The sequence below is a fragment of the Candidatus Bathyarchaeia archaeon genome, from assembly GCA_038882715.1.
Taxonomy (GTDB): domain Archaea; phylum Thermoproteota; class Bathyarchaeia; order Bathyarchaeales; family DTEX01; genus DTEX01.
Map to the genome: position 1 here is coordinate 1 of JAVZNR010000019.1, position 12,107 is coordinate 12,107.

At 45.5% G+C, this 12,107-nt stretch carries 17 protein-coding genes; 9 read left to right on the forward strand and 8 right to left on the reverse strand.

The genetic code is table 11. The features are described from left to right. Positions 1-253 (forward strand): UPF0175 family protein (locus QXR61_08430; GenBank protein ID MEM3757969.1); only part of this gene is annotated, 253 nt, incomplete at its 5' end. Continuing rightward, positions 234-791: a DUF3368 domain-containing protein gene (locus tag QXR61_08435; GenBank protein ID MEM3757970.1), complete on the forward strand. Its 558-nt coding sequence runs from the start codon at positions 234-236 to the stop codon at positions 789-791. The genes QXR61_08430 and QXR61_08435, both read left to right, overlap by 20 nt. 148 nt (positions 792-939) lie before the next feature. On the opposite strand, the gene QXR61_08440 is transcribed toward QXR61_08435, so the two are convergent. The 5 genes from QXR61_08440 to QXR61_08460 all read right to left on the reverse strand — a co-directional run bounded on the left by QXR61_08440 (position 940) and on the right by QXR61_08460 (position 3,784). Next, positions 940-1,887 (reverse strand): tyrosine-type recombinase/integrase, encoded by a 948-nt coding sequence (locus QXR61_08440; GenBank protein MEM3757971.1) that lies wholly within the window; start codon positions 1,885-1,887, stop codon positions 940-942. Beyond that, positions 1,875-2,414 (reverse strand): hypothetical protein, encoded by a 540-nt coding sequence (locus tag QXR61_08445; protein ID MEM3757972.1) that lies wholly within the window; start codon positions 2,412-2,414, stop codon positions 1,875-1,877. The genes QXR61_08440 and QXR61_08445 overlap by 13 nt, the downstream gene beginning before the upstream one ends. Before the next feature lie 294 nt (positions 2,415-2,708). Next, positions 2,709-2,894 (reverse strand): hypothetical protein, encoded by a 186-nt coding sequence (locus tag QXR61_08450; GenBank protein MEM3757973.1) that lies wholly within the window; start codon positions 2,892-2,894, stop codon positions 2,709-2,711. A gap of 277 nt (positions 2,895-3,171) precedes the next feature. Further along, entirely contained in the window at positions 3,172-3,483 is a 312-nt protein-coding gene (locus QXR61_08455) for a hypothetical protein (GenBank protein ID MEM3757974.1), read from the reverse strand. A gap of 31 nt (positions 3,484-3,514) precedes the next feature. Next, a complete protein-coding gene (locus QXR61_08460; protein MEM3757975.1) occupies positions 3,515-3,784 on the reverse strand; it encodes a zinc ribbon domain-containing protein in 270 nt (89 codons plus the stop codon). Positions 3,785-4,003: 219 nt separating this feature from the next. On the opposite strand from QXR61_08460, the gene QXR61_08465 reads away from it, so the two are divergent. The 5 genes from QXR61_08465 (at position 4,004) to QXR61_08485 (ending at position 9,042) form a co-directional block, all read left to right on the forward strand. Beyond that, a complete protein-coding gene (locus QXR61_08465; GenBank protein MEM3757976.1) occupies positions 4,004-4,402 on the forward strand; it encodes a hypothetical protein in 399 nt (132 codons plus the stop codon). Between the two features lie 637 nt (positions 4,403-5,039). After that, complete coding sequence (locus tag QXR61_08470) at positions 5,040-5,381, forward strand: hypothetical protein (GenBank protein MEM3757977.1); 342 nt, start codon at positions 5,040-5,042, stop codon at positions 5,379-5,381. Between the two features lie 606 nt (positions 5,382-5,987). After that, positions 5,988-7,127: a DUF1998 domain-containing protein gene (locus QXR61_08475; protein MEM3757978.1), complete on the forward strand. Its 1,140-nt coding sequence runs from the start codon at positions 5,988-5,990 to the stop codon at positions 7,125-7,127. A gap of 87 nt (positions 7,128-7,214) precedes the next feature. Then, entirely contained in the window at positions 7,215-7,877 is a 663-nt protein-coding gene (locus tag QXR61_08480; GenBank protein MEM3757979.1) for a phospholipase D family protein, read from the forward strand. Continuing rightward, the gene (locus QXR61_08485; protein MEM3757980.1) at positions 7,864-9,042 is read left to right on the forward strand and encodes a hypothetical protein; all 1,179 of its coding nucleotides are present in this window, start codon (positions 7,864-7,866) and stop codon (positions 9,040-9,042) included. The genes QXR61_08480 and QXR61_08485 overlap by 14 nt, the downstream gene beginning before the upstream one ends. 359 nt (positions 9,043-9,401) lie before the next feature. Here QXR61_08485 and QXR61_08490 read toward each other — a convergent pair whose 3' ends face one another. From QXR61_08490 to QXR61_08500, 3 genes are all read right to left on the reverse strand, one after another. Continuing rightward, entirely contained in the window at positions 9,402-9,533 is a 132-nt protein-coding gene (locus tag QXR61_08490) for a hypothetical protein (GenBank protein MEM3757981.1), read from the reverse strand. Positions 9,534-9,745: 212 nt separating this feature from the next. After that, positions 9,746-10,030, reverse strand: coding sequence for a hypothetical protein (locus QXR61_08495; protein ID MEM3757982.1), 285 nt, complete (start codon positions 10,028-10,030; stop codon positions 9,746-9,748). Positions 10,031-10,044: 14 nt separating this feature from the next. After that, positions 10,045-11,286 carry a DUF2400 family protein gene (locus QXR61_08500; GenBank protein ID MEM3757983.1) on the reverse strand — a complete coding sequence of 414 codons (1,242 nt, stop codon included), beginning with the start codon at positions 11,284-11,286 and terminating at the stop codon, positions 10,045-10,047. Positions 11,287-11,580: 294 nt separating this feature from the next. On the opposite strand from QXR61_08500, the gene ndhC reads away from it, so the two are divergent. Together ndhC and QXR61_08510 are read left to right on the forward strand one after the other, a co-directional pair. Continuing rightward, on the forward strand, positions 11,581-11,910 hold the full coding sequence (gene ndhC / locus QXR61_08505; GenBank protein MEM3757984.1) for an NADH-quinone oxidoreductase subunit A: 330 nt from the start codon (positions 11,581-11,583) through the stop codon (positions 11,908-11,910). Continuing rightward, the coding region (locus QXR61_08510) for an NADH:ubiquinone oxidoreductase (protein ID MEM3757985.1) at positions 11,907-12,107 on the forward strand (201 nt) is incomplete at its 3' end. The genes ndhC and QXR61_08510, both read left to right, overlap by 4 nt.

Below are 12,107 nucleotides of genomic sequence, written 5' to 3' on the forward strand. Positions count from 1 at the left end.
GCTACTACTATACGTATATGCTACTTCCCCTCCGGAAATGTCAGAAAAGAGCGACGTTAAAGAGAAAATTTTCCGAAGAAGAGTTGATATAGCCCTAAAAATGCTGGAGAAGGGAAAAATATCACTGAGTCTTGCAGCTAAAATCGCCGGTCTCACAGTAGAAGAAATAATCGAAGAAGCAATAAAACGTAACATAAAAATTTTCGACACCAAGGATGACATAGGGAGCTTGGTTGGTCAACAGCCACAATAAAACTAAAGGGAAGAAAATTTTAATATTTGACACATCCGCCATAAGCGCTCTCTCCCGCATAAGTTTACTAAATAAAATAATTGCCTACAAAAAAGCTACAAATGTAGAGTTAATGTTACCAAGTGTGGTGCACGATGAGCTTAGGAGATATAAAAGTTTTCCAAGAATTAAAGAATTCTTAGAACAAAACTTCAAAGTGATTATCCCACCAAATGAAGTCATGGAAGAGATCGAGAGAAAGAAGAGCGGCCTTGGGCCGGGCGAGATAAGCGTCATAGCCTCAGTAATATCCATAACAAGAGAGGATAATGAAGCCATAGTAATGGCAATCATTGATGACAAGAGAGGAAGAAAATCTGCTAAAGCCCTTAACTTGGAAGTACATGGATCACTCTGGATAATAACTCAGCTCAAGAAACACAACATAATCACAAAGGAAGAAGCAGTAAACAGTATTAGAACACTCCCACAGCACGGTTTCCACATAAGTGAAGAAGACTTACAGGCAGTAATAGAAGAGATCCGAAGAGATTGTTAACAGCGAAGGCAACAACCCATTTCATTCTACTTCACTAAAGTTCTCTTCTTTAGTTTCACACCTTAATTAATCTAAGAACAAGCAAATTATACAATATTCAGCAATTCTTTAGCCGTACCAGCCCAGCGCAAGATTAAGCGAAAAACACTTATTCTATTCCTAGTTTTGGTATGCAGGCTAGGTATGCTCTTCTTAGTTCTTCTCTGTCTATGTGGTATATATCTATGGCTTCTCTGCGCTTGTCGCCCCTCAATTCTTTGACGTATTCTCTTGGCATCCCGTTTCTTAGTAGCCATGTTGTGAACCAATGCCTAAAGCAGTGGGGCCCGAAGTGGTCTTCTAGGCGCGGCGAATTGGGATTATGGAATCCTAGGCGCTTAGCATACTTGACTATCGCATTCCATAATCCATTCCTATCAAGCCTCTGTAAGCTCTGGTAGCTGACGAATAATGCCTTTGTCGGCGGGTTAAGCTTCTCCCTAACCCTAAGCCACCTGCGCAGAACCCTAGCGCACTCATCATCGAAGAAGACTATGCGGTTACTCCTCTTGGGCGTGGGCTTAAGCGTAATAGAGTAATCCTCCCAATTAATATCATCCACATCAAGCCTAAGTAGCTCGCCACGCCTAATACCAGTCTTAGCAAGCAAAACGGCTATGGCCTTATCCCTAGGATCCATAATGGAGTTAACGAGCCTGGACATCTCCTCAACGCTAAGCAGCCTCCTCTCAGGATCATCATAGCCGCTTTTATAACGCTTAAGATACCTCTTCCTAAAAGGCAGAATAATATTTCTGTCAACAATGCCCTCAAATACCAAATAATCATAGAATGATGATAGGGCTGAAAAGTAATTCTCAATAGTCTTATACTTTGCTCCGCCCTCAACTATATGCTGGAGGAAATCCCTTAAAGCATGCAAGTCCACATTAGCAACTGTTAAACCTCTGAATTTAATGAAATTCAGAAAGATCCTCACGCTTGAAAGATACCTTCTTATGCTCTCTTCAGTCATGCCCCTAAGCTTGCAGTCCCTCTTAAAGCCCTCAATAAGTTTCGTATGCTCTTGGAGTAAACTAGTTTTCAGCCCTTCCACCTCCAGCCCCTCCCAGTAAACTCCACAAGCCCATACTCCTCGAGGAGTTCGAGCTGCTTTGAAACGGCCTTAACGAGGTCGGTGTTAGATGGATCGATGTTTAGGCGTGCTAAAATCTCCTCGTCGTTATAGACTCCGCCGCCCCTAAGCAGTTCAATAAGTTCTTTATCGAATCTCCTAACGCCCTCAAAATGCTCCTCTAGGAATGATGCTGCCCTATAGCGCCTAAGCTCATTATCCAGGTTCTCGACAAGCCTTCTTAGAAGCCTATTCTCCTCTCGTAGGCGCTTAACCTCCTCCTCAGCATCCCTAAGCCTCTTAATTAAATCGGCCCTGCTGAGATAGCCCTCCTCGCCATCCTCGCGCCTAATAGAGTCTAGGACACGCTCAATAACAAACTTAGATAGCGATACACCAGCCCTCTCAGCTCGACGCTTCCAATCCTCAACCATCTCCAGAGAAGGCAGATAAATATAGACGGTTCTCTCCTTAATAGTCTCAGTCTTACCCCTATTAGCGCGCGGCATATATAATCAAAAGAATAAATTTAAACCTAGATATAAATTTTTACCGGTAAAATGGTGCGGGGGGTGGGATTCGAACCCCTAGTTCTGGTGCCCTTCATCTCACGAGTGGGCTTACATTCCATATCCGGACACCAAATAGCAACTTATGCTAATTCAACAATTAAAGATTACTTTAACATTAAATGATCTTTTACCGCACTCTGGATATAGGCGCACCACTCACTCATATGGGTCTATGCCGCCTATCCACTCTATAAATCTACGATTTTCCATTAACCATCTTCTCCGGCCATTTTATTGGATGTTATACCATTCAGCTTCTCTTCTAAGCCTGTCGTATTCCGGATCGCTTCCAGCTGCAACCCAGTAGGTTATTCCCGCTAAAAATAATGACAATAGCAGTAATGTTGGGATTAAGGAAATGCTTGTAACGATGCCTACAATAATACTTAGCGTAAAGCCTATCCCTAGAACCGCCAAAAATGATTTAGTTGCTTTAGATTCTCTTGTTTTACGTTTCTCTTTGGCTATGTATAGCTTACGACAAGGTCTTTTGGAGACTCTTTAGGCCCAAATACTGCCGCCGTTATCATAGCAGATGCTCTAATTGGCTTCTTTAAGAGCATATTCAGCATTATGAACTTGCCCGATTTGTGAAACAACTCTTCTAACAAACTCAGATGACGAGAGACTGGCGTGGAAGGCTTCATTAACTTCAGCTTCAATCTTGGTTGGAGATATGGAGATAGATCTCCGCTCAATTGACGCATGAAGACGTCGCAAATTTCTGGTTCTTGGGCGGTATATGAGCGTCTTGAATATAGTGTAATGCAATACCAAGATTCCATAAGCAAGAGGAAATATCTCCCCTAAGATAATAGATTCTCGCGTTTACCACATGGTCGATAATGGTGTAATAATTTAGTTGGTGGTGCCTCCTTCTTGGGTTCTTTCGCCGCCACCTATCCGGCTCAACAATAGCTTTTACAAATATTCTCTCGTAATCTCTACTAAGATTCAGTTTTCTTGCCAAAGCTCTAGTAACTTTTGCATGAAAGTTTTCCTCCAAACTACTTTGATGCCTCCACACGGCCATTACTTTACTTGTATATGTAATATGCTGGGCTCTTATCCAGCTTCGACCCACAGTAGGGGCATAAGTCAGAGTTTTTGATGAGCTCTACTCTGCAGTACGGGCAGTAAACATATTCCGGCGGAAAGGGCCTTCTACAATTCATACAGGCACTGAATCTCACCGGAATAAGTTTCCCGCAGCTACCACACAAAACATACGGTTTCTTCTTCCTAGTAACCTCGCCAAAACCCATACCCCAATGCAAATCCTCACGAAAACTAACCAAACTCGACATCCCCTAACCCAACACAATAATTTAGTTTGAAAATCCTTATCATACGTAGACGTAGATCCTTTGAAAAGTCTCTCAGGGCTCCAGTCACCTTCTAGCAATATTATCTTGTTACGCTCTCATGGAATCATTTTGTATGGTAAGCGAAAAAGCATGCTTATCTTTCAGAATGGACATAATATGCTACTGTTGTCAGAGTACTGAGCATGCGCATAGCTAGAAATGGCAAAAAGAGACGAAATAAGTTCATTTATTGAGGGCTTTTCAGCCCCCTTCATCGAGATAGCAATCTCCATCCTGTTTTCCGGAGTGTCTGAAGTAATCCAGATAATATCTGGACTGATAAAAGATAGTTCATTATTCATCTTATCGACAAACATGCTCTATCAATCGCTAACATTTGTTGCCGTTGCGGATTTTATGAGAAACCTTTTAATTGGTTTAGTTTTTCCTAGAGATGCCATTATGCATTTGTTCGGCGAGATAATCTCTCTTTTAATAGTATTTTTGATTCCCTCTTTCAATGAAGTACTTAAGAGTCAACTCTGGTCGATTATTTTGATCATTTTAGGTATGGTTATAAGAATATATCTTGAGCTGGAAAGAACAAATAGAGATTAGAACAGTTTTTCCTCAAAAAGGTTTCTGAAGAAAATCTTGATGGATTCTCGCATTATCTTGGTTTTACACATAAAGATTTATTTGGTAATCCCATTCTGGTGGAGGTTAATCCTGCTGAGAGTCAATAGAATTGTAGTAATTTTCAGGTTATTTTTGAGAGGATTAGTTTTGCTGTCTCTTTCCTATTTTTGCTAGGTCGAGTAGGGCATTTATTAATCCTCTTTTGGACGCATCTATCATCTCGATGTAGAAGAGTTTTCCATCTTTATCATAGCCTAGAATAATGTCATTGTCGAGAAGCTCCTATTGGCCAGTTCTCGGAGACCGAAGATTAAGGAGGACGGCACGCTGCCAGCTTGTATAGAAGCTCCTATTGGCCAGTTCTCCCTACCTAATCTTAAGCACTAAAATATCTACGTCGGGATCATATTTTATGGCTAGATCCATCTCCCAGACCTCTTCCTCCTACGAATAATATTCTCAATCCCACTACTATATGCGGTTACAATAAATACTTGTTGATCCCTCCCCTCATATATTACAGCTATCTTCTGATCAAACCTTACAGCGAATACCGGTTAGTAACCGTATCATAGAGAATTTCATCAGGGCTCCTAACAATGCTAAGATACTAGAGGTGGAGACATATAAGAGATATGGTGAGGATTACATAGACGTGCTTCGTTATAAAGCAGATGAAGCGAGGGCTGTTTTCGAAGAGGTTAGAGGAACTGTTGATACTACTATACGAGGCATAAGGGACATTAGACGATCACTTGCAATCGGATGGTCTATTCTAGGTGCGTTCTTTTTACCACCTCCCTTTAATAGGTTTACATCTCTGCTAGGACTCCTTAATCTCCCTTATGTTGACAGATGCCTTACATGGGTTGATTATAAGATTGCTCGGCTTAAGCTGGAAAAATTAGCCTATATATTCTTTCTTGAGTTAGATGGAGTCAGAGCATTACGCGCCTAACTTATAAATGCCTTTCAGCCAGTCTTTATATCTCAAAATATTAAAGAGAGGCAACTAAACCGATCTTCTCTAAAAACAACTTAGAAAAATTTACCACTCATATTTTAAATATTTGGCCGCATTTTTATTGTTGGTGTTTGGGGTTTGGCTTAAGCTTAGAGAAATATTATTTATGCCCTTGATATTGATGAGCTCATGTTTGCTAGCTTTAACTCTGAGCTTAGAGCTAATGTTGCTTGAAGAAAGCATACGTAAAGTGGGTTTATTGAAGAGTTATTTGAATCAAGCCGGAAAATGGAGAAGAGAGCGGATCTTCAGAGCTGGCCTGATGATCTGCAGAGTAAACAGAATTTTTCGGCGGCCTAGCCTATCCATATAAACAACATTATTAAACACCCTATTCATGTAAGCTGGCTTACCCGCGTCATATTTAGTTTCTCACAGCCACTCTTTTTCCTTCGTAAGTGTACTTATCTTAGTTTTTCTCCGTTCCCTGTTATTTTCATGAAAAAGAGAGATTATAAGTTTTTGAATTATTAGAATTGCACCATATGGACCTTGACTCACAGCGCATTTTTCTACACTTTTCATTGCCGAAAATCGCCATTGCTCAGATTGTTAAAAAGTTCAATAGCGAACAAGGAATTATCTAATCCGAATATTTTCCCTATCTCTCTTTTTGTCCAACTAAGCAGGGTCTATAATAAGAGAGAAGCCGCAGCTGAACTAAAGTGCCGCAGCTGCGACAGTAGCCTAATACAAGCCTATGTTGGAGCGCCCACCGATCCAGGCGCCATGACGGTATTTCGCGTGAGCGTGGTTCCTTCGCCTCCTGGTGGCGCCTATGACTACTTCATACTTCCGACTGGCGTCTTCCGCCTTCAGTGCCCGCGGCACAAGGGCCTTAAGGGGCTGAAAGCCGAGAATCCGCAAAGACCCTTCTACACGCTAAGGTACACGTGCCCCTTCAGCGACAGCAGCTGTGACAGCTATGACCGCGGCTTCTGCAAGGACGGCGGCAGCGCTCTCTTCTTCCCGCGCGGGAAGATTAGGAGGGCAATCGCCCGCCCCAGTGAGGGGCTCACGAGACCCTACGTTGAAGTAGTCTTCCAGGAGATGGAGAGAATGGAAGACTTAACCGAGCGCATAAATAGGGGGCTCGGCGCGAGAGCCTTCAGCGGCGCCTTCCTCGGAAGGTTTAAGGTGCACGTCCTCTCCCTCTTCTACTTGATTGGCCACAGCTACGCACCTAGGAGAAATAGAATTCCGGCCTTAGCCTTTGACGATAGAAGCAGCACTCTGCGAGTCGCTGGCCGCTCCATGACGACTACAGGTCTCCTCCTGCGTTTGGATCCAGAAAGGGTCAGCCACGTCATAGAGATTCTGAAGGGCTTTGTCCCTATAGACGAGATAGCAGCAGCGCATTCGGTGGCGCACGCGGCCATGAAGGCCATCGTGATGCTCTCAGGTCTCTCTTATGGAGAGTTTGGCGAGGCTGCCTATGCGGATGGAGAGCAGCTGGAGGTCTTAATATACGATGATTCCCCGGGCGGCGTGGGCGGCGTCGACGCCATAAGGGAGTGCCTGCCGGACTTCCTTAACCGCTTAATGCAGAGCGCGGCCCCATGCCCAAGGGCCTGTAGAACCGCGTGCAGAGCCTGTCTCTACGTCGAAAACTGCGGAAGTCTAAACTTCATGCTGAGCTGGATGGCCGCAAACATGTACCTTCGGGGTGGCGAGCTTTGAGCGCCGCCGAAAAGGTGATAGAGCTCCTTAAGGCGCGCAGAAGGGCCCCCACACTCGAGATAGTTAAAGCGACCGGTCTCAGCTGGGATGAAGCAATCGAGACTCTCTTCACCCTCGAGAACCGGGGGGGCAGTCAGTAGGGCTGAGGTGCTGGACTTAACAAAGCCGATAGCAACTGCCGTGTGGGAGCTCCGCGCAGAGGGCGCGCCGGAGTCTGCGGAGGGTAGGGAGCTCGGCTCCGTAGTCAGCCTAATACTTAACCCGCCGCTTCTCAGGGATTTAGGAAGCCCGCCTCCAGCATCTATGGGCTTGTTAGACTCCCTTAGCTACGCCGTCAGCTCCGCCTCTAGGAGCCTAAGGATAGCAATGCCCTACGTCGGCGATCTGATGAGCGCCCTCTTCGCGCAGCACGTCCAAGACTTAAAGAGACTCAGCTTACTAAGAGTAATAACTGAGGATACGCGAAGCAATAGACGGGCGCTCGAGCCCATGAGACTCTTCCTGCCAAATTTAGAGGTGCGCTACGCGACTAAGGAGTCCGGCGGGGTGAAGGTCGTTGGGGCGCACCTTAAGCTCATAATCGCTGACGAGGATCTGGCAATAATTGGAACCTTTAACCTCACGCAAGCGCACCTTCTCGTCAACTATGACGTTGGCGTGCTCCTCAGGGGCGGTGTCGTGAGACACTTAACGGCGATATTCGATGCGATATGGAATAAGATCGTAGGTGGAGCTGGTGAGCAGGCCTAAGAGCTTCCTTGAGGAGCTTGAGCGCTTTTACTTAAAGGCGTGGCGCTCCGCTAAGCGAGCAGGCTACTACTATGAGGAAATAGCAAGAAGAATCTTGGAGGCCGCGAGGGCCGAGGGGAATCTAATGCTGGAGTACGCCAGCCGCCTCCTCAAAGAGAGCGGCCCACTCTTAATTGACCTCATGAGGGAAGACTACTCCTTAAGAAGGAATTTAGAGTGTCTCGGAGCCAAGCTGGAGATTAAAGGAGTAAGCAAGATGGCCCTCGACGTGCTTGGGGTCCTCGACGTGCCGAGCGGTAGGGGCGTGTGGCTCTACGCGTTTTCTCCCGAGGAACACCGCGCGCTACTCGTGAGGGTAAAGCCGAGAGACGCGCGAGTCTTCGCGAGGAAGTTCCTCTTCAAGAGAGTTATCGTGAGGGCGCTTAAGGGCTCGCTAGCGTTCATCCCGGCACTTAATAAGGCTTACAGGCACAGCCTTAGACTTAAGTTCGAGCTCGCCGGAGACATTGAGCGGCTCCCGCACCTTAAGCCTGAGCAGCTGCCACTCGCTAGAGGCGGACTAGTAGCTCCAAACTTCCTCGTAGAGGCGCCCGTGCCGAGTGAAGGCAGGGGTCTGCACCAAGGAGTGGGACTGGGCATGCTTGCCGTCGTAAAAGGCGAAGGCCTTAGGCATAGAGCGGGCAACGTAGTTGAACTAGCAGCTGGCGGCCACACCTTCCGCTTAGACTCGTCCTATGCGCCGCCCTGCAGCGCTGAAGGAAGCATAGTCGCCCTCCTCCTCTTGCGGGAGAGAAGCGGCTTAGACGGTTATTATTTTGGGGGCGTAGCATGCAGGCAGGACGATGCTAACTTCCAGCGCTACCTCCCAAGCAACCTCTTCATCAGCATGCGCGGGCGAGAAATCGCCGAGATAGTCGGTGGGATGCCGATGGACCTAGTAAAGTACTACGAGCCGAGCGGAGAATACAAGGAGGGCTATAATCTATTTAAGCGGTGGTTGCTCTCGCGGGCCAGGGGGCAGTCTCTTTCGGAGAGGGAGGTCGTGCTGAAGTTCTATAAGATGATGGGCGAGGTGGCGTTCAGCGTGCCGAACCCCACAATAATTAGCTATAAAGAGCTGCCGCTCTGGGTCCGAGAGGTGACATCCACGATGGAAACGGCATAATCGACAGGAGGTTAACGAGCATGGCTTCGGGCAGTTATTAGAGACCCCGGCGCCCAGCTACAATAAGGTCTCTTAGTTACGGGATTTGAATGCTGGGAAGGAGGCGACGTGTTCTATGAGCTTCACGTGGGCGGAGACGAGCTAACGTTCACCGAGGTAATATTGGTCTCAGTGGTGCATAACGACAGAAGGATCACTATCTCCCAAGGAGTTTAGCAGGCATGCTTAAGAGACAACGAGACTTTAAGGAGGGGGTATGGGCTCTGGGCCCCTGTGGTATTCGTCTAAAAATCCCCTTTAAATACTTTAGTTTTCTTAAGCATCTTGACGCTTCCTAATGCTGTGTTTTTGGTGTTTGTTTAGGGGAATGCTGCCAGAATATTTCTGTTGAGCCAGCAGAAGCGGGGTTCACCGCATTTTCCGGCGCTGCATGATTCAACAACGCCGCCCACCGTTGAGAAGCAGACTTCACCCTTCACTTTTAGCGTCACAATTGCCCCGACTGTTAGGCGGTGCTATTTTACTGAAACGCTGCTCTCAGGGGCTATTTTGGTGGCCTTTATGGGCGGCTGGCTCCAGAATGCCCTAACCAATGAGACTCTCCGCCCATGGAATAATGACATGACCCGCCTGGAGAATCCCATGTTGCTTCAAAATCCTGCATCTGCGCGTCAGCAGCCCCTCAACTGCTCCTTAAGCTACATCACTTTTTCACGCAGATGCGTGTTTTCTCAGCCCTTAGACCCTTATTCCCATCTTTCAGGCTTCTGTTTTTCCCTCTCTCCATCTCATATTTGCTCTCAGCTATAAAGCCCTGAAGCTTACCCAGCTGAACAAGCTCATCCTTAATCCGCTCATGCACCGAAACCCCACGTTCGACCACCTTATGTTCAGGTAGACGCGAGCTTAGTCTTTGAATAATTTCCTGAGCCTCCTCCTCTTTAACTAGCTGAAAACCACCCCTCGCAGCATAGAAATGGGAATCCATATTTGGACAGCTCCCTACCCTATTTCTATGACCATTATTCCTTGTTCTCTCTCGCATGCTTCTTTTAGATCCCTTGCGCTCCTTGAGCATACTATGATTGGCTTTGCTTCTTTGCCATGGATTTTAAAGTATAGGTATCGGTAGGTTAACGCTTGACCTATAGCATTATAATTGAGGTGCTCCTCAACTTCAGCAACATATGTTTCACAATTGATTTTATGTAGTAGGGCGTCGGCAGTATAGTTTCCGAGCGGGTACTCTGTTTTTACAAGGTCGTACTCATGCCCATAACGGCTAAGAAAGCTCTCAAAGATCTCACGCTCTTTTCCTCTCAGGGCTACAGTTTTCGGCTCAGGTTTAAACATCGAGGACATGCACACATTTATTAGTGGGCATAGGTAGCATTTTGACCTGGATAAGTCTTTAGCGCAGTATCCCATTATCGAGATCCTGGAGAGCAGATAATCATATTTTACTGGATCATCAGGGTTTATCCTCCTCAGAAACCTCGTAGCCTCTAGAACACCGCTCCAACTCACATTTAACTTTATATGGAATGCTCTTGAGAAGACCCTACGGAGGCCCTCATCAAGTGATACCAATAGGTGTCTCTTCTCAATAAAGTTCCATAGTCCTAGGTCAGGATATGGTCTAACCATCCACCTCATAAAGAGATTTAATCTCTTAAGTGGTGAAGATGACCTTATCGGGACTAATGGTGGCCTGCCGCCACACTTATGGAAGACCTTTACGAGACTTAAGATGACAGCCTCCATAGGCTCCTTTAGATGAGATGAGCCCTCATAAATATCCTTCACGATGCTTCTGAGTGAACCATACTCACTAATTATCCTCCTGAAAACTCCGAGAAGGTTAATTAGGTCTTCGATTTTAATGAACCTATGTGTAAAGCCTTTTTTAACACCCCTACTGCTTTTCCATTGAAAATTGCTAAATATGCTTCTCGCTAACTCCTCATTGCGAATTAAGTGAATAAACTTTATTTCACGCTCCTCCATCCAGGATACTAAGCCCTTTAACATAGGGTTTAGAATGTTCATAACAGGAACCTGGAAGTCTATCAGAGCACAGAATAGCGCCCAAAACTCCCTATCAACACTATCTTCCGCGGAGTAAAGCCTAACCGGACCAAGCGCAGACGCCTCCAAGTAGGTGCTTTTTAAGCGATCGTAAACTTCATCTAAAACATACATAAGATACTTATAATCGCTCTGGACATACACATTTTCTCCCATCCCTTCGCCCCACTATATAAAACCACTTCAAAGATGGATAATAAGGATCAACAACTTTACCTATCCTATTCCAAGCATTCCTCTAATGTCTTCATTTCGGCAAAATATATTTCTATCAACTCTGGGTATTACTGCATAAAAGTCCAGAGAGGAAAGGGTTTTTTAAACCATCAGGGTTTATGGTAGAGTAAAATCTTATGCAGGGTAACGTCGGAAAACCGCTTTGCATCTGAAGGTTTAAATTTATGAGAGCTTTCCAATAATTTACCTAGGTTGGAATGGAGCATCTCTTACATGATGGAAGATTTCATTGTCGCTTTGGTTGCGATTTTTATGTTCTCAATAACGATTTATGTATCTGGCGTTGCGCTTTCACGTAGAAGTGTCAGGAATGAACCTAGTAAAAAAATACCTTATGTATGTGGCGAAAGACCAGCATCTTTAACCTCGAGAGTTGTCGTCTCCCTATATAAATATGTTATTTTTTTCATTATTCTTGATTCCTCTCTGGTCATAATTGCTTTTGCATCCACTGCATTAAATCCGTTTAACATTTGGTTCTTCAGCATCTATGTTCTCTTGCTGCTTATCTCAAGCACTCTTCTAATGGAAGTGGTAGAGTGACGCTGGCAGATGGTATACTTAGATGGGCTATTAAGAGGTCACCTTGGGTTCTTCACTTTAATTCTGGCGCATGTAATGCCTGCGATATTGAAGTCGTCGCTTTATTAACGCCAAAATACGATTTTGAAAGGTTTGGGATCGTCCTTAAGTCCTCGCCTAGGCATGCAGATGTTTTACTTGTGACTGGTGCCGTGACA

What these genes read in the sequence shown, in the direction of transcription:
- QXR61_08445 (MEM3757972.1), bottom strand. Translation starts at nt 2,414, where the DNA reads ATGCCGCGCGCTAATAGGGGTAAGACTGAGACTATTAAGGAGAGAACC.
- QXR61_08460 (MEM3757975.1), bottom strand. Translation starts at nt 3,784, where the DNA reads ATGTCGAGTTTGGTTAGTTTTCGTGAGGATTTGCATTGGGGTATGGGT.
- QXR61_08465 (MEM3757976.1), top strand. Translation starts at nt 4,004, where the DNA reads ATGGCAAAAAGAGACGAAATAAGTTCATTTATTGAGGGCTTTTCAGCC.
- QXR61_08480 (MEM3757979.1), top strand. Translation starts at nt 7,215, where the DNA reads ATGAAGCAATCGAGACTCTCTTCACCCTCGAGAACCGGGGGGGCAGTC.
- QXR61_08495 (MEM3757982.1), bottom strand. Translation starts at nt 10,030, where the DNA reads ATGGATTCCCATTTCTATGCTGCGAGGGGTGGTTTTCAGCTAGTTAAA.
- QXR61_08500 (MEM3757983.1), bottom strand. Translation starts at nt 11,286, where the DNA reads ATGGGAGAAAATGTGTATGTCCAGAGCGATTATAAGTATCTTATGTAT.
- ndhC (MEM3757984.1), top strand. Translation starts at nt 11,581, where the DNA reads ATGATGGAAGATTTCATTGTCGCTTTGGTTGCGATTTTTATGTTCTCA.